The following is a 15,818-nucleotide window of genomic DNA, read 5'->3' as shown; positions in this document are numbered from 1 at the left end:
GGGGGGGGGGGGGGGGGGGGGGGGGGTGGGGGGGGGGGGGGGGGGGGGGGGGGGAGGAGGGGGGGGGGGGGGGGGGGGGGGGGGGGGGGGGGGGGGGGGGGGGGGGGGGGGGGGGGGGGGGGGGGGGGGAGGGGGGGGGGGGGGGGGGGGGGGGGGGGGGGGGGGGGGGGGAATGAATATAGGTCTCAATGTGGCCAGACAATCAAAATTGCAAGGTGGATGGCAATATGTGATGGTAACAAATACATTGGTCGATTGTTGTTTGATGGGCGGAGGCAATACAGGCGCAGGGAATATTTTCCCCCTATACCTTTACAAAACCTTCCAAGCCTTCAAGTTGATCAAAAATACGTTGAAGTAAAAAGAATGCACAATATTGGTTTGGTGTGTAATAGGGGGTGTAAGCTTGAAGAGGTGGATAATATATTTATTACGCAAGGTTTGCTTGATTTTCATTTGGTTGGATCCGGGAGTTATGTATTTCCGCTTTATCTTTATCCAAATACTTGACATCAAACTTAGAAAGGAGAAGAATTTTGGAACTATTGCCGGAAGAAGTAGGTAAGTCTTTTTATGAAGATATTAAAGATAAAAATAACATAATTGAACTGCCAAAAAATATTTATAATGCGAAATCTAAGAAGATTTTCATCAATAGAAGTTTGTATTTCACTAATGTTTTACCTGAGGTATGGGAATATAAAATCGGGGGCTATCAAGTCTTGGATAAATATCTAAAATCGCATAAAGATGAAATGATTGATATAGAATATTTTTCAAAAATTATCAAGACATTGCATGAGAGCCTTCAATTAGAATCTGAGATAGCAAAATGCAGTTGGTAGATAACTTTGGAGAAAAATTGCCCTTGTATGTTTTTGCCACTCAACGGCATATGAATGAATTTTATCGCGGTTTTCAAGATGGATTTTTACCTCAAGCAATGCGTGTAGGAGAGTTTTTTTCCGGTGTTGTATTTACCCCTTTTTTAAAGGCGATTCCAAAAAATATTCGAAAAATCTTTTTGCTTAATATTATTTCCAAAACCCGGAATTTAACTCAAAGTATTGTATTTGAAAAAAGTTTTTTGGGATATTTGGAGAGCAGTTCATTTTTGTTTAATTTTTTTGATGAAATGGCATTGTTTTTGGTAGATATAAGTCAAATTCCCTTGAAAGATACTTATGGAGATTATGAAGATCATCTAAAAATTCTTTTTGAAATTTATGAAAAATATTCTCTCAAACTCAAAGAAAATGGATTTTATGATATCTTAAAGGGGGATGATTATCAAATTTTGAGAGAGTATTTTGAAAATATTTCTTGTATAGAGTTTTATTTAGATGGATTTTTATCTACTCAAGAAAAAAATATTTTAACACAAATTGCACAAATTGTGCCTGTATTTTTGCATATCAAATGCGATGGTTATAATATTTCTCATTTCAAATTTTTGTCTATACCTTTAGAAATAAATTATTCTTATAAGATTGATTTTAAAACTTCTGAAATTCTTTTAAAAACTCCCATGAATACAATAGGCGAAATAGAGATTTTTGCTTTTAGTTCCAGAATATCTCAAGTAGCTTTAGTTTTTGAGAGGATTAATAAATGGCTGGAATCAGGGATTGATGAAGAAAAAGTTGCTATTATTACTCCGGATGAGGATTTTGTCAAATATTTGAAACTCTTAGATAAATATAATAATCTTAACTTTGCAATGGGAAAAAAGATTGAGGATTATTATTTTGTTCAAATGCTCAAAAAAGAATTAAAAATTCTTAAAAAAACATCCTTAAATGGTGAAAAACACCCTCTTGAATGGCTTGATGATTTTATTAAAGAATTGTTGCACAAAAGCGGGGAGGAAGAGTTTATCCAAAAATTTCATGATAGAATCTTTGATTTATATAAAAAAATTAAAGATAATTTTGATGGGTTTAGCTACGCTGAAATTTTGGAGTTATATTTATTGGATTTATTGGACATTAGAATTGATGATGTAAGTGGGGGAAAAGTCCGAGTAATGGGCGTTTTAGAATCTAGAGGATTAAGTTTTGATAGGGTGGTAATACTAGATTTTAATGAGCATTTAGTCCCTAGCCTTAAAGATAGTGACATGTTTTTGAATACAAATATTAGAAAATCATTGGGAATTCCGACTCTAAGAGATAGGCAGGATTTACAAAAACATTATTATTTGCAAATTCTCAAGAATACCCAAAAAATAGATATAGCATTTGTAAATACTGAGAGCGCCTCATATTCTAAAATGCTTGATGAGTTGGATTTAAGCAGCAAGATTCAAAATGGGGATGAAAAATATCGAATCTTTCCCTCCAATCAAGAAAAAATCTATCAAAAAGAAAATTTTTCTGTCAAACTGCCTGATGATTTTGTGTTTTCATCCTCAAGGCTTGAGAGTTTTTTGGCTTGTAAAAGAAAATTTTATTATGCTTATTTGGATAAGCTAAACCCGCCTAAAAGTACAAGTGGAGAAGTAAGCAGTGTGTTGCATCAAATTTTAAGTGCCGGCTATAAAAAATATATTCAAAAATCTCCTGATATTTTTTCTATCCAACAAGATGTGCAAAATCAAGTTGATCTATCTTTTTTTGATGTTCAAATAGATAAACTTAAGCTTCAAATAGACAATCAAGATCTTGAAAAATTTTGGCAAAATGAATACGCGCGAGTTAAGGAAGGGATTGTGGTTTTGGGTTGTGAGAAAGAATTTAGGACTTCCATAGGAGGGTTTGAGTTTATCGGGAGGATAGATAGAATCGATAGTTTAAAAGATGAGGTTTTATTGATTGATTATAAGCTCAAAAAGAGCCTTGCCCGGGATTTGAAATCCGGCTTTCAGTTGGCTGTTTATGCGCATGGTGCCAGGGCTTTGGGATATGATGGGAAGATAAGGGGATATTTTTATGATCTCAAAGAGGGCAAACTCAAAGAACAAGAAGATTTGAATGAAAAATTAGAAGAATTAGAAAATATATTGAAAATTTTTGAAGATGAAATTGATTTTGAAACAACTCAAGAGAAGAAAAATTGCAGATATTGTCCATTTACAGACATATGTGGGGTGCAAGTTTAGTCCTTTAACGCAGCGATTTGTTCTTTAGATACGATGGTGAATTTTGTATTTTCATTGTATTTAGAATTTCTAGCTTCATCAAGAAGTTGTCTTACATCAATATTGACAAAAGGATCAATATAACCTAACTCAAATTTTTGGGTATTGATGCTTGAATAAAATTCTGCTTCTCTTTTGATAATGACAACACTGTAGTTTTTGGATATAGACATAATTTGAATTTTTAAGGCAATTTCGATTTTTTGATTTGTGGTAAAAATTAAGAATTTTTTTTCATGAGCTTGTTTATAATCAAAGTAATAATCATAAACTATTTTGTCATTTTCACCAAGTTTATTCTTGTCGAGCCTGCGTAAGTACTGCCCTAGAAAAGTCATTGTGCAATAAGACTCATTAATATCATGTTTGAAAAACATATTTTTGATTGCAGTTGAACTCATGCCAAGTTTCCAGATTTTGTCATCAAGACGAGTGGCACAAATATCCATAGCTTCTTTTGTTTTGTTAATAAGAAGTTCATAGAATTTTTTAAAAACAGCTTCGAATACTTTGAAATATTGCTGTTTGAATGCTTCTTCCAGTTTGGACAGACTCTCAAGTGTGCGTTTTAGAATTTTAACTTCTTCTTCAGATTTTGCAATAATAAGTCGGATATTATCAAGTTTTATATTCAGGGTTTTTTCGTCATTTTTTTTATTTTCAAGTTTTAGTTTGATTTGTTTAGTTTCATAAATGCTATTTTTAATCTTGTTGTTGAGTTGCAAGATTTTTTCTCTTGTGCTTAAGATAGCCTTGAGAACACCTCGATAGTTGTACTGCATTTCTAAAAAGCTATTTTCATAAATTTTTTCAATATTAATATTAGTGTGTTTGATAAAATTTTTATAAGAATATTCAAGTCGATTGAGCGTTTGAAGGTCATTTGCAAAAGTATCCAGAGTGATAACCCTATCTGTGAAAACCAAATAATCCATAGCTTTAAGCAAAAAACGTTTGGTGTGTAAGTAGTTGATTTTGAAATTAAAATTTGTATCATTTTCATTTGTGATCGTATTGATTGCGCTAAATTCTTGAGTAAAATATTCCTTAAGGCAGTCTTGCACAGAAGAGGAGGGTTCTATGGATTTGAGTGTAAAATAATTTGTTTCTTTAAAAATTTTTTGGACTATTTGGTTTCTAATATCTTGTTCTTTTTGTTTGAGTTCTTCATCTGTATTGCTTTTCCAAAAATCAGCTTCTTTGATGAGGGAATCAGGAGGAAAATCTTGGTAGTAAGAAGCTTTGGCATTAGTGATAGAATACCCGTTGGTATCACACCGAAATTCTACATACATCCCCACTACAGGAAGAAATCTCGTATCATGCCAACTTTCTTTTCTAAGTTCAAAGATTTTTTTGGAAGAGTTCGTTACTACTCCTGAACCTGTTGAAATAGAATATCTTAAAATTTTTCCATGCATTCTTCTTCCTAAATTTGTTGATAAGTGTTACTATGCTATAATTTCAGTTTTTAAAATTTAGCTATATTAAGGATAAGTTATTAAGCAATTATACCTATTTGTAATTTTTTCTGCAATATTAATATTTTTTTCCATTGCTACAATATTTGGAAATAGCGGTCTTGTAGGAAAATTTGGCATTTTTTTTGCACAAATAAATATCAACTTTTTTGGATATTTTGCATATTTTTACTTATTGCTTTTGATTTATCCCATTTATCGTGTATATGTTAATCCCAAGTTTAATCAACGTCGGATTGAATTGATTCTTGGGGGTATTTTAGGGTTTGTAGCATTGTTGATTTTGCAGGCAATGGTATCTGAAAAAGGACTCATAGGGCAGGCTATTTTGGAATTTTTGTATCCATTTATAGGCTATTTTGGAATTTTTGTTTTAGCACTCATGATGATTTTTATCTCTTATGTAATATTTTTTCCAAAAAATTTCACAAAATTTTTAAATATTTGCAAGGATTATTGCGGACGTTTAAGAGAGTATATTAAAGATTTATGGAAGGATTTCCAATCCCCAAAAATCAAAGTATTTCCAAGTATTTCAAATGAAGAAATTTTTGATCCTCAAGTTTGTGTGCCAAAAGATCCTGAAATAAAAGATCCTGAAATAAAATTTGAATTTGATGAGAATAATATTAAGGTAACTTATAGCATCATGGAAGATCAGATAGAAAATGAAAAAAAATATGCAAACATGGTGAGATTGGTAGGTGAAGATGAAGAAGGGGAAGTCAGAGAAGGCAATATTGAGAGAGTATTAAATCGTAATAAGCAGTTTTTTGAAGAATTGAGCCTGAAACATTTTAGTGATTATGCAAATAATTCTGTAATCAAGACCAAAAATTCTTCCTTCTTTTGTGATGCCCTTAAAGATACATCCTCGCAAATACAAATAAGTAAATTAGACTCTCAAAATAATATTATAAAACAACAAGATAAGATGGACTTGAATTGTAATTTTGATTTTGCAACACAGGTACAACCTTACAATCAAGAGTCTCTTGAGAAACAAAAAACCAATCCGGATGAAGATAAAAGTTTCTTTAATATAAAAAATATGATCAATAAAGAAGAAAAAGAAGAAAATATAGATGGAATCAATGAAAAAACACAAGAACCTATATCTTTTGTAAAGTTTTTAAAACAAAAGAATTTGATTGTGAAAGAATTGAGTGAAAATACTCAACTTCTTCAAGAGCTTGAATATGGCGAACTTGAAAAACCAAAAGATTACAAGTTGCCAAGCACAGATCTTTTGGAGATGCCAAAAATACAATCTATGCAAATTGATGAAAATGAAATAGATCAAAAAATTCAAGATTTGCTCATCAAGCTTAGAATGTTTAAAATTGATGGTGATATTGCCAGAACTTATTCAGGTCCTATTGTAACGACTTTTGAATTTCGCCCTGCACCCAACGTAAAAGTCAGTCGAATTTTGACATTAGAAGATGATTTGGCAATGGCGCTGCGTGCGCAGTCTATCCGAATCCAAGCTCCTATACCCGGAAAAGATGTGGTGGGTATTGAAATCCCCAATGCCAAGACAGAAACTATTTATCTCAGAGAGATTTTAGAAAGTGATGTATTTAAAAATTCTGCTTCGCCTTTGACTCTTGCGCTTGGCAAGGATATTGTTGGAAACCCTTTTGTTACTGACTTGAAAAAATTACCTCATATTTTGATCGCAGGAACTACCGGAAGCGGGAAGAGTGTAGGGGTAAATGCTATGATATTATCATTGCTTTTTAGAAACTCTCCGGATAATTTGAAATTAATCATGATAGATCCAAAAATGGTCGAATTTAGCATGTATAGTGATATTCCTCATCTTCTTACTCCTATTATCACTAATCCCAAAAAAGCAATTGCAGCTTTAGGAAGCGCCGTTAATGAAATGGAGAGACGTTATCAGATTATGAGTCAAACAAGGACAAAGAATATTGATAAATATAATCCTAAAGCCAAGCAAGAAGGGCTTGAAGTATTTCCTTTTTTGGTGATTATTATTGATGAATTAGCAGACTTGATGATGACCGGAGGCAAAGAGGCTGAATTTCCTATAGCTAGAATAGCGCAAATGGGAAGAGCCGCAGGGCTTCATTTGATTGTGGCAACACAGCGTCCTAGCGTTGATGTGGTAACCGGTCTTATCAAAACTAATCTTCCCTCAAGAATTAGTTTCAAGGTGGGTTCTAAGGTGGATTCCAGAGTAGTTCTGGATACTGAAGGGGCTCAAAGTTTATTGGGAAGAGGAGATATGCTTTTTACACCCCCCGGAATAGGAGGGGTTGTAAGATTGCATGCACCATGGGCATCAGAAGAAGAGATTGAGGAGATTGTGAAATTTATCAAGTCTCAAAGAGAGGTTGCATATGATAAGAATTTTTTAATAGATGAACCTGATTTATTGATTCCAAGCACCCCTATTGAGGGAGGAGAGCTTATTGATGAGGCAAAACGAATTATTTTGCAAGATAAAAAAACTTCTATTAGTTATATTCAAAGAAAGCTTGGTGTAGGATACAATAAGGCTGCTTCTATTATTGAAGAGCTTGAAAAACAAGGTTTTCTTTCGCCTCCAAACACAAAAGGTTTGCGAGAGATTGTTGGCAGATAGAGGGGATGAATTTTTTATTTTTAAATTTTGTTATGCTAATATTTATGTGTTTTTGAATAACATTCTTTAAAATATTCATTTATTAAGGATATCTATGTGGATTACAAGGCAAATTAGTCCAAATTTTCGTCAAGAATATACTGCAGAAACAAAAATACTTGATGTGAGAAGCACTGAGCATATTTTAGAGATTTTTAAAAGTGATGATTTTGAGCAAATTGCCATAATTGATGAAAAATACATGTTACTAAAAAAATATCTTTATGTTGAAAGCGAGCTTAATGCCCAAATAGCTACATGTTCTCATCCTGCTCCTCACAATGCTTTGATACTGGGAGGGTTTAATTTAGAGGTTGCTTATGAGCTTTTGAGGCATCAAGAATTGTCTGTAGATTTTGTTCAAAATGATGATAAGATTCTTGATTCTTTGATTAGTTTTTTGCCTCACTTTTCGTTGGTAACAAAAGATGATCGTTTTAAGCGATATCAAAAAGCTATTGATTTAGAAATTAAAAAATATGATTTGGTTATTTGTCTCAATCAGCCCAACAAGCATGAAATAGATGGCATTAGCAGATTGTTAAGCAAAGAGGGGATATTGATTTTTGCTACTAAACATCCTCTGCTTGAGTTTGATAGTTTTAAAATGAGTCTCTTAAACGCAGGAGAATTTTTTGAAATTGTCATGCCTTTTTTTGCTCCTTTGTCTATTCTTGCAGATAAAGGGTTTGTTTTTGCTTCCAAGCGATACCACCCGTTGGCTGATATGTTACTGCAAAAAATAGATATGCTTGAGGGATTAAAATATTATAATGCAGATATTCACCAAGGAGCTTTTGGGTTGCCTCATATTTTGTTAAACCAACTCAAAGGTGTTTTAAAGAACTAATGATATGAAATTACATTATGGAATTGTTCTGACAGGAGGAATAGCTTGCGGGAAAAGCACAATTTCAAGCATACTTTTGATGTATGGTTATACAGTCATAGACGCAGATAAGATTGCCCATCAGGTTTTAAATAAAAATAAAAACTCAGTTTTGAAGCTTTTTGGAGAAGATAAAGATATCCTTACTATAACAGGAGAGATTGATAGAAAAAAACTAGGTAAAATTGTTTTTAATGATGTTTCATCTCGTAAAAAACTTGAGAATCTCTTACACCCAAAAATCCGGCAAGAAATATTTACCTTAGCAGAAAAATTAGAATCTCACCAACAATATTATTTTTTGGATATTCCATTATTTTTTGAAATAGGGGGTAGATTGGTTTATCAGGCACATAAAGTTTTGCTCGCTTATATCCCCAAAGAAATTCAGGTTCAAAGGATTGTCAAAAGAGATTTTATTGATTCAAAAGAAGCGCTTAAAAGAATACAAGCACAAATAGATATTGAAGAAAAAAGAATTCAAAGCGATGTTGTGATTGAAAATACAGGAGGACTTAAAGAATTGCAAAAAAAAGTTGAGGATTTTTTGGAAACTCTCTCTTGAGTAGTTTTTTATAAGCAATAAAATTTTATAATTCGGTAGAAATAAAACTAACTTAAATAAGGATGTATCGAATGGTTACATTGAAAAAAGCCCTATCTCTTACCCAAGAAGAACTCAAAGAGATCAAAAAAGAAATCACTCACCAAGTCCATGAAAATTCTGAATTAAATGCCTATATTGATGAACCTGTGGAAAGCATATCCAGTGGGGTTCCTATTTTAATTAAGGACAATATTAATGTCAAAAATTGGGAAATCACTTGCGCAAGTAAAATTCTCAAAGGCTATGTTTCTCCTTATAATGCAAGCGTGATTGAAAAACTTCATCAAAGTGGAATGTGCGCTTACGGGAGAGCCAATATGGATGAATTTGCTATGGGAAGTACAACAGAAACCAGTTGTTATGGAAAGACAAAAAATCCTCGTGATACTTCAAGAGTTCCGGGGGGAAGTTCCGGAGGGAGTGCAGCAGCAGTCGCAGGTGGCTTTGCCATAGCAGCATTAGGGAGCGATACGGGAGGTTCAATCAGACAGCCGGCAGGGTATTGTGGTTGTGTTGGATTAAAACCTACTTACGGGAGAGTGAGCAGATATGGACTGATAGCCTATAGTTCAAGTCTGGATCAAATTGGTCCAATCACTCAAAATGTTGAAGATTGCGCTATATTGTTTGATGCAATTAGCGGTCATGATAAGATGGATTCTACAAGCGCTTTATTGCCATCTACGCAAACATTTTCAAAATTAGACAGAGATAGACGTTTTAAAATAGCTATTTTAGATGGTTATCTCAAAGATGCAGATATTGAGATTCAAAGAGCATATCAAGAGACTATAAGGACTTTAGAATCAATGGGGCACCAAATTGTCTCTAAAACAATGTTGGATACAAGCTATCATATTTCGACTTATTATATCATTTGCACAGCCGAAGCCAGTTCGAATTTGGCAAGATTTGATGGGGTGAGGTATGGTAACAGAGCCCAACATGTGGATAATCTCAAGGATTTGTATATCAAAACAAGAAGTCAGGGGTTTGGAGAAGAGGTCAAAAGAAGAATTATGCTTGGCAGTTTTGTGCTTAGTAGTGGGTATTATGATGCTTATTATTCAAAAGCTCAAAAAATAAGAAAATTAATCCACAAACAGTATGAAGATATTTTTTGTGATGCAGACATGATCCTTAGTCCTGTAGCTCCAAGTGTAGCGCCAAAATTTGGAGCTACACATTCTCCTCTTGAAATGTATTTAAGTGATATTTACACCATTGGTGTTAATCTTGCCGGATTGCCTTGTATTTCATTGCCAATAGGAAAATCTAAGGAAGGCTTGCCTGTAGCCATGCAATTAATAGGAAAAAGTTTTGATGAACAAAGTTTATTGGATGCATCTTATGGGCTTGAACAAAATTTAGATATACATTTTGATTAGGAGAAAAAATGAAACTTATACAAAAAGCCTTGACTTTTGAAGATATTTTATTAGTCCCGGGATATTCAGAAATATTACCTAAGGAAGTTTGTATTGTTTCAAAGCTTACGAAAAACATTGCTTTAAACATTCCTTTTGTAAGCGCAGCAATGGATACGGTAACTGAATACAGAACAGCCATTGCAATGGCAAGATTAGGTGGGTTGGGGATTATTCATAAAAATATGGACATAGCTTCTCAAATCAATCAAATTAAAAAAGTGAAAAAAAGTGAAAGTGGTATTATCACTGATCCAATTTATATTCAAGCTGATAGAAGTCTGGCAGATGCAAAGGCGATTACAGATAATTATAAAATTTCAGGTGTGCCTGTTGTTGATAAAAATGGACTTTTGATTGGTATATTAACCAATAGAGATGTGAGGTTTGAGACAGATTTAAGCAAAAGAGTTGGAGATGTAATGACAAAAGCTCCTCTCATTACAGCTCATGTAGGGATTAGTTTAGAAGAAGCAAGAGAGATTATGCACCAACATAGGATTGAAAAACTTCCAATTGTCGATGATAAAAATATTTTAAAAGGTTTGATTACCATTAAAGATATTCAAAAGCGTATTGAATACCCTAATGCAAATAAAGATGAGCTTGGACGTTTGAGAGTTGGGGCAGCTATTGGTGTAAATCAGCTTGATAGGGCAGAGGCATTGGTAACAGCAGGTGTAGATGTATTGGTTTTAGATAGCGCTCATGGACATTCTATAAATGTCATCCGAACACTTGAGAGTATTAAAAATAAACTAAAGATAGATGTAATTGTAGGGAATGTTGTTACTCCAAAAGCAACACAAGATCTCATCAAAGCCGGAGCAGATGCTATAAAAGTGGGTATTGGTCCCGGTAGCATTTGTACAACGAGGATTGTTGCAGGGGTAGGAATGCCTCAAATTTCTGCGATTGATGGGTGTTCTAATGTCGGGAGAAAATATGGCGTGCCAATTATTGCAGATGGTGGGATCAAATATTCAGGTGATGTTTCTAAGGCACTTGCAGTTGGCGCTTCCAGTGTCATGATAGGAAGTTTGCTTGCCGGGACAGAGGAATCTCCGGGAGACTTGATGATTTTTCAAGGGAGACAATATAAAAGTTATCGTGGTATGGGGAGTATTGGGGCAATGGCAAAAGGGAGTGCCGATAGGTATTTTCAAGAAGGAACTGCTCAAGAAAAACTTGTACCTGAGGGAATTGAGGGTAGAGTCCCCTATAGAGGCAAAATAAGAGATGTTATACACCAACTTGTAGGAGGACTTCGATCGTCTATGGGTTATTTGGGAAGCAGAAGTATAGAGGCATTATGGGAGAGTGCAGAGTTTATAGAAATCACTTCTGCAGGACTTAGAGAATCTCATGTGCATGATGTAGATATTACCAAAGAAGCTCCAAATTACCATGGATAAAAATGGATACAATTATAAGCAATGATGGGAGTCTTACGGCATTTAACGAAGAATTTAAAGAATGTTATCATAGCTTAAAAGATGGAGCTTATACAGAGACTTTATACAAACACGTCTTACCTCCTATTGAATACACTCATTTATTCAAGCAGCAACATTTAAGGATTTTGGATATTTGTTTTGGACTGGGATATAATTGTTTTGCAACAATTGCTCAATACTTGAAGATGTCTTATGAAGGAAATCTTCAGATTTTTTCGCCTGAAAAAGATGAGGATATTTTTAAAAAAATTTTGTCGTTAAAATATCCCGATGCCCTCTGTGGTATTCAGATTCCAAAAATTATAAAACAATTGCAATCAAAAAGACAGGCTTTTATTGGATCAAATATAAAATTAGAAATATTTTTAGGAGATGCTAGAGAATATTTGGAAAATTTTAAACCCGCTAGTATTGACATTGTTTATCAAGATGCTTTTAGTCCAAAAACAAACCCTGAACTCTGGAATGAAACATACTTTAAACAATTATTTAAACTCACTCATGGGCAATCTCTCATAACAACTTATTCTGTAAATGCTACGATCCGCCATTGTGCAAGAAATGTAGGGTTTTTGGTATATGAATACAAAAATCCCTACACAAGAAAAAGCACTTTATTAAGCAAAAAACCTCTCATAGAGAACGAAAATATTAAACTATGGAAAAATAACTCTACTTATGCTTGATATTTTTATCCAATATGGACTTGACCTCTTTAACACTGTCCGGATTAGTGGATAAAAAGATTTCTACGCGGTTATTTTTAGCTTTATTTTCTACTGAATTATTGGGCGCAATGGGTTTGTATTTTCCATAAGAAGAAAAAGATAATTGATTGGGAGAAATTCCATTTTGTATCAACGCTTTCATAACACTCAATGCCCGATTTGCAGCTAAATCATAATGATCTCTGAAAGTTGAAGTTTTTGGCAATGCAGAGTCATCTGTATATCCTCTGACATCTATCATTACTTCAGGGGGAAGTTTTTTGATGATTTGAGAAATCCGTTTAATATACATTATCATATCGCTATTAGAAATATCTGCACTTCCTTGTTTGAAAATCAAATTCGCAGGTAGTTTTAAAACAACGCCTTGTTCAATTTGTTCTAAAATCCCTCCTTCTTCAACCATATTTTCAAGTTGAGCAACATTGTCAATAGAAATAGAAGAAGCGCTTTGTTGGGATTGATGGATTTTTTCGCCATTTGTATCTTCAGATTCTTCTCCGGGATTTGGAGGAATAGGCATAACCGGTTGCATTGCTTCAGGTTTGGCAGTTGCATCAAAAATTTTGATAAATTCCAATTTCAAAGCTTCAAGTTTGGATTTATTGGTAGCTGAAATTGCATAAAGCGCGATAAAAAGTGCAAGTAATAATGAGAGAAAGTCTGCATAAGGGACAGCCCATTTTTCTCCTGCGGGACACTCTTGAGGTTTTTTCTTTTTTGCCATTTTTATAATACCTTATTCAAACTGAGAAATCTTTGGTTCATCCGGTCCTAGGAAACTTAATAATTTGGCTTCCAGGCTTCTGGGATTATCTCCATTAGCAATTCCAATGACCCCCTCAAGGACAACAATTTTTTCTTTGACAATATCTTTTGATTTTGCTTTTAATTTATTTCCCCAAGGTCCAAATATGGCATAACTGCACATAATCCCGGTTACAGTTGCGGTAAAAGCTCCTGCAATCCCTGCAGCCATCTCAGCAGGATTGTCAAGTTTTTGAAGAGCCAACATCAATCCCATAACAGCCCCGACAAGACCAAAAGTAGGAGCAGATTCCCCGGCTAAGATCCAATAATGGGCAGCTCCATGATAATACTCTTCAAGTTCTTCAATTTGAACTTCCATATCTTCTCGCACTGCTTTGGCATCTTTGCCATCAATAATCATCGAAAGCGCTTCGCGTGTAAAATCATCTTCGACTTGCGCTGCTTTAGCTTCAAGTGATAAAACACCATCTCTTCTTGCTAAAGTGGCAAATTCTATTAGTTGTCTAATAGTAGAGTTAAGATTGACTTTTGAACCAAGAAATATAATTTTGAGTTCTTTATACGCTGCTTTTACAAAACGTGCATGCGTTCCTGTCATCGCAGAAAATAATGTCGTAGGAAGAATAATAATAACAGAGCTGAGATGAATGATATGTAGTGGATTTCCCCCTTCCAGAATATCACCCAAAGAAATAGCAGCCAGAGCAAGAACCATACCTAACAGAGTTGAGAGATCCATTTTTTCCTATCTTAAATTATTGATTTTTTTGCGATTAATTATACTAAAGATCGACTAAAAATTTTAAATTTTTATTTTTTCTTCATAAACTTTTGTTTCCTTGATTCTAAAAGATACAATTTTGGGAATAGGTATGAGTGTTATAATACAATAGCTTTGCCTGGAGTCGTAAAAATATTTTAAATCTTCTTCTGAAGGATAGGGTTTTGAAAAAGGATGAGAATGAAAAATCCCTACAATTTCAAGGTTTTGTTTTTTAGCTCTTTGGAGTGAATCAAGTTGCCCTTGAGGGGAAAGCATAAAGAAATGTTCCGAATTTTGATGTATATTTTGAATCTTAAAAATTTCTTTGATATGATTTTGTTCATCAGATTCTTGTTTGCCCAATAAATAGCCACAACATTCATTAGGAGAATGAAATTTGGCATAAGCTATTAATTCCTCATAGAGTAATTGATTGAGGTAGATCATTGTGGATAATCCTTAAGCTCTTTGATACCGTTTTTACCGCATATGCGACATTCGGGATTTTTGGATACATCAATTTTGCGAAAATCCATTGTTTTAGTATCTATCATTAAAAGTTTATTCGTAAGCAAATCTCCTAAATTTAAAAGATATTTAATTGCTTCAGTAGCTTGAATACAACCAATAATCCCGGGTACAACACCAAATAATCCGGCTCTAAAAGAGGGGTTTAATTCTACAGGTGGAGGGGTATCAAATGCACAAGCAAAACAAGCGCTTTTATGTGGTAATATTGTCATTGTTTGCCCTCTATATTTTAACACGCCTGCATGAGAATAAGGCTTATTAGCTAAAATACAGGCATCATTGATGAGAAATTTACCTGCAAAATTATCTGTAGCATCAATAACAAAATCATAGTCATTGAGGATTTTTACCCCATTATGCGAAGTAAATTTTTCAAAATAAGTCTCAACTTTTATTTCAGGATTAATAGCAAGCATTTTGGCTTTTGCAGAATCTGTTTTGGAGGTGGAAATCTCTTGTGTGGTGTGAATAATTTGTCTTTGAAGATTACTGATTTCTATGATGTCAAAATCTAAAATTCCAATTCTTCCTATTCCTGCAGCAGCCAAATACATGGCATTAGGCGATCCAAGCCCACCTGCTCCGATGATAAGCACACTTGAATCCAATAGCTTTTCTTGACCTTCTTCGCCAACATCTTCAAGCATAATATGTCGTAAATAGCGTTCTTTTTGATTTTGTGTCAGTTTCATTGTTTTTCCTTTAAATTTTCTGTATCCAGAAGCCAACATTTCGTTGTTCTTGAAGTAAAGAAGTTTTTTCCCCATGTCCGGGGTAAATAATTTTATCTACGTTTATAGGGATTTGTTGAAATCTCATCAGAGAATCTTTCATGTCTTTGGGGTTTGAATAAGGAAAATCATACCTGCCAATTGAGCGGTGGAATATAAAATCGCCACTAAAAATTGCACTATCAATTTCAATCATAGAACATCCGGGTGTATGACCGGGAAAATGCCAATATGTAATTTCAAAATCATGGATACTAAAAGTTTTGCTTGATTTTTTACATTCAATGAGATGGTTGGGGATGCAAGGGTTAAGACCTGTTTGAAAACAATCACTCTCAAGCATAAAAGCGTCTTCTTTGGGGCAATAAATAGGTATATTTGAAAGAGAAGATTTCAAATCTGCCAAACTCCAAATATGATCATAATGACCATGTGTAACTAGTATAGCCAGGGGATTTTTTGTGTTTTCAAGTACCCATTGAGTTGCTCCAATACCGGGATCTATAATGAGTTCTCCTCGGGTATTTTTGAGTATATAACAGTTTGTTTGCGGAGCTCCAAAGGCTTTTATAAGTAGCTCTATCAATTTTATTCCTTAATCCAATGAAATATTTTAGGGTTAATTTTATCTAAATGTTTGC

Annotated in this window: 15 protein-coding genes; 9 read left to right on the top strand and 6 right to left on the bottom strand. The window is 34.1% G+C overall.

Annotated elements, in window-relative coordinates; translation table 11 throughout:
* Positions 1-25 precede the first annotated feature (25 nt).
* From BKH45_RS08890 to BKH45_RS06165, 3 genes are all read left to right on the top strand, one after another.
* Positions 26-361: a hypothetical protein gene (locus tag BKH45_RS08890; protein ID WP_180675673.1), complete on the top strand. Its 336-nt coding sequence runs from the start codon at positions 26-28 to the stop codon at positions 359-361.
* A 175-nt stretch (positions 362-536) separates the two neighbouring features.
* Positions 537-845 (top strand): type ISP restriction/modification enzyme, encoded by a 309-nt coding sequence (locus BKH45_RS06170; protein WP_257874506.1) that lies wholly within the window; start codon positions 537-539, stop codon positions 843-845.
* Positions 833-3,100: a PD-(D/E)XK nuclease family protein gene (locus BKH45_RS06165; protein WP_095274612.1), complete on the top strand. Its 2,268-nt coding sequence runs from the start codon at positions 833-835 to the stop codon at positions 3,098-3,100. Before BKH45_RS06170 ends, BKH45_RS06165 begins: the two co-directional genes overlap by 13 nt.
* Here BKH45_RS06165 and BKH45_RS06160 read toward each other — a convergent pair.
* Positions 3,097-4,560 carry a hypothetical protein gene (locus BKH45_RS06160; protein ID WP_095274611.1) on the bottom strand — a complete coding sequence of 488 codons (1,464 nt, stop codon included), beginning with the start codon at positions 4,558-4,560 and terminating at the stop codon, positions 3,097-3,099. The two genes, BKH45_RS06165 and BKH45_RS06160, sit on opposite strands and share 4 nt — an antisense overlap.
* Before the next feature lie 79 nt (positions 4,561-4,639).
* Here BKH45_RS06160 and BKH45_RS06155 point away from each other — a divergent pair, with 79 nt between their 5' ends.
* The 6 genes from BKH45_RS06155 to BKH45_RS06130 all read left to right on the top strand — a co-directional run bounded on the left by BKH45_RS06155 (position 4,640) and on the right by BKH45_RS06130 (position 12,339).
* Positions 4,640-7,234, top strand: coding sequence for a DNA translocase FtsK (locus BKH45_RS06155; RefSeq protein ID WP_095274610.1), 2,595 nt, complete (start codon positions 4,640-4,642; stop codon positions 7,232-7,234).
* A 94-nt stretch (positions 7,235-7,328) separates the two neighbouring features.
* A complete protein-coding gene (locus BKH45_RS06150; protein ID WP_095274609.1) occupies positions 7,329-8,123 on the top strand; it encodes a spermidine synthase in 795 nt (264 codons plus the stop codon).
* A 4-nt stretch (positions 8,124-8,127) separates the two neighbouring features.
* Entirely contained in the window at positions 8,128-8,727 is a 600-nt protein-coding gene (gene coaE, locus BKH45_RS06145; RefSeq protein WP_095274608.1) for a dephospho-CoA kinase, read from the top strand.
* Between the two features lie 71 nt (positions 8,728-8,798).
* The gene (gene gatA / locus BKH45_RS06140) at positions 8,799-10,157 is read left to right on the top strand and encodes an Asp-tRNA(Asn)/Glu-tRNA(Gln) amidotransferase subunit GatA (protein ID WP_095274607.1); all 1,359 of its coding nucleotides are present in this window, start codon (positions 8,799-8,801) and stop codon (positions 10,155-10,157) included.
* An 8-nt stretch (positions 10,158-10,165) separates the two neighbouring features.
* Entirely contained in the window at positions 10,166-11,611 is a 1,446-nt protein-coding gene (gene guaB, locus BKH45_RS06135; protein ID WP_095274606.1) for an IMP dehydrogenase, read from the top strand.
* A 2-nt stretch (positions 11,612-11,613) separates the two neighbouring features.
* Positions 11,614-12,339 (top strand): MnmC family methyltransferase, encoded by a 726-nt coding sequence (locus BKH45_RS06130; RefSeq protein ID WP_095274605.1) that lies wholly within the window; start codon positions 11,614-11,616, stop codon positions 12,337-12,339.
* On the opposite strand, the gene motB is transcribed toward BKH45_RS06130, so the two are convergent.
* From motB to BKH45_RS06105, 5 genes are all read right to left on the bottom strand, one after another.
* Positions 12,326-13,108, bottom strand: a complete 783-nt coding sequence (gene motB, locus BKH45_RS06125; RefSeq protein ID WP_095274604.1) for a flagellar motor protein MotB — start codon at positions 13,106-13,108, stop codon at positions 12,326-12,328. The two genes, BKH45_RS06130 and motB, sit on opposite strands and share 14 nt — an antisense overlap.
* Positions 13,109-13,120: 12 nt before the next feature.
* Positions 13,121-13,891, bottom strand: coding sequence for a flagellar motor stator protein MotA (gene motA / locus BKH45_RS06120; protein WP_095274603.1), 771 nt, complete (start codon positions 13,889-13,891; stop codon positions 13,121-13,123).
* Between the two features lie 63 nt (positions 13,892-13,954).
* On the bottom strand, positions 13,955-14,362 hold the full coding sequence (locus BKH45_RS06115) for a M67 family metallopeptidase (RefSeq protein ID WP_095274602.1): 408 nt from the start codon (positions 14,360-14,362) through the stop codon (positions 13,955-13,957).
* A complete protein-coding gene (locus BKH45_RS06110) occupies positions 14,359-15,138 on the bottom strand; it encodes a HesA/MoeB/ThiF family protein (protein ID WP_095274601.1) in 780 nt (259 codons plus the stop codon). The genes BKH45_RS06115 and BKH45_RS06110 overlap by 4 nt, the downstream gene beginning before the upstream one ends.
* A 10-nt stretch (positions 15,139-15,148) precedes the next feature.
* Positions 15,149-15,760 (bottom strand): MBL fold metallo-hydrolase, encoded by a 612-nt coding sequence (locus BKH45_RS06105; protein ID WP_095274619.1) that lies wholly within the window; start codon positions 15,758-15,760, stop codon positions 15,149-15,151.
* Between the last annotated feature and the right edge of the window lie 58 nt (positions 15,761-15,818).

This window comes from Helicobacter sp. 11S03491-1 (genome assembly GCF_002272835.1).
GTDB lineage: Bacteria > Campylobacterota > Campylobacteria > Campylobacterales > Helicobacteraceae > Helicobacter_J.
This window is presented reverse-complemented; position numbering and strand designations above follow the sequence as displayed.

What these genes read in the sequence shown, in the direction of transcription:
- BKH45_RS06165 (WP_095274612.1), top strand. Translation starts at nt 833, where the DNA reads ATGCAGTTGGTAGATAACTTTGGAGAAAAATTGCCCTTGTATGTTTTT.
- BKH45_RS06160 (WP_095274611.1), bottom strand. Translation starts at nt 4,560, where the DNA reads ATGCATGGAAAAATTTTAAGATATTCTATTTCAACAGGTTCAGGAGTA.
- BKH45_RS06150 (WP_095274609.1), top strand. Translation starts at nt 7,329, where the DNA reads ATGTGGATTACAAGGCAAATTAGTCCAAATTTTCGTCAAGAATATACT.
- coaE (WP_095274608.1), top strand. Translation starts at nt 8,128, where the DNA reads ATGAAATTACATTATGGAATTGTTCTGACAGGAGGAATAGCTTGCGGG.
- gatA (WP_095274607.1), top strand. Translation starts at nt 8,799, where the DNA reads ATGGTTACATTGAAAAAAGCCCTATCTCTTACCCAAGAAGAACTCAAA.
- guaB (WP_095274606.1), top strand. Translation starts at nt 10,166, where the DNA reads ATGAAACTTATACAAAAAGCCTTGACTTTTGAAGATATTTTATTAGTC.
- BKH45_RS06130 (WP_095274605.1), top strand. Translation starts at nt 11,614, where the DNA reads ATGGATACAATTATAAGCAATGATGGGAGTCTTACGGCATTTAACGAA.
- motB (WP_095274604.1), bottom strand. Translation starts at nt 13,108, where the DNA reads ATGGCAAAAAAGAAAAAACCTCAAGAGTGTCCCGCAGGAGAAAAATGG.
- motA (WP_095274603.1), bottom strand. Translation starts at nt 13,891, where the DNA reads ATGGATCTCTCAACTCTGTTAGGTATGGTTCTTGCTCTGGCTGCTATT.
- BKH45_RS06115 (WP_095274602.1), bottom strand. Translation starts at nt 14,362, where the DNA reads ATGATCTACCTCAATCAATTACTCTATGAGGAATTAATAGCTTATGCC.
- BKH45_RS06110 (WP_095274601.1), bottom strand. Translation starts at nt 15,138, where the DNA reads ATGAAACTGACACAAAATCAAAAAGAACGCTATTTACGACATATTATG.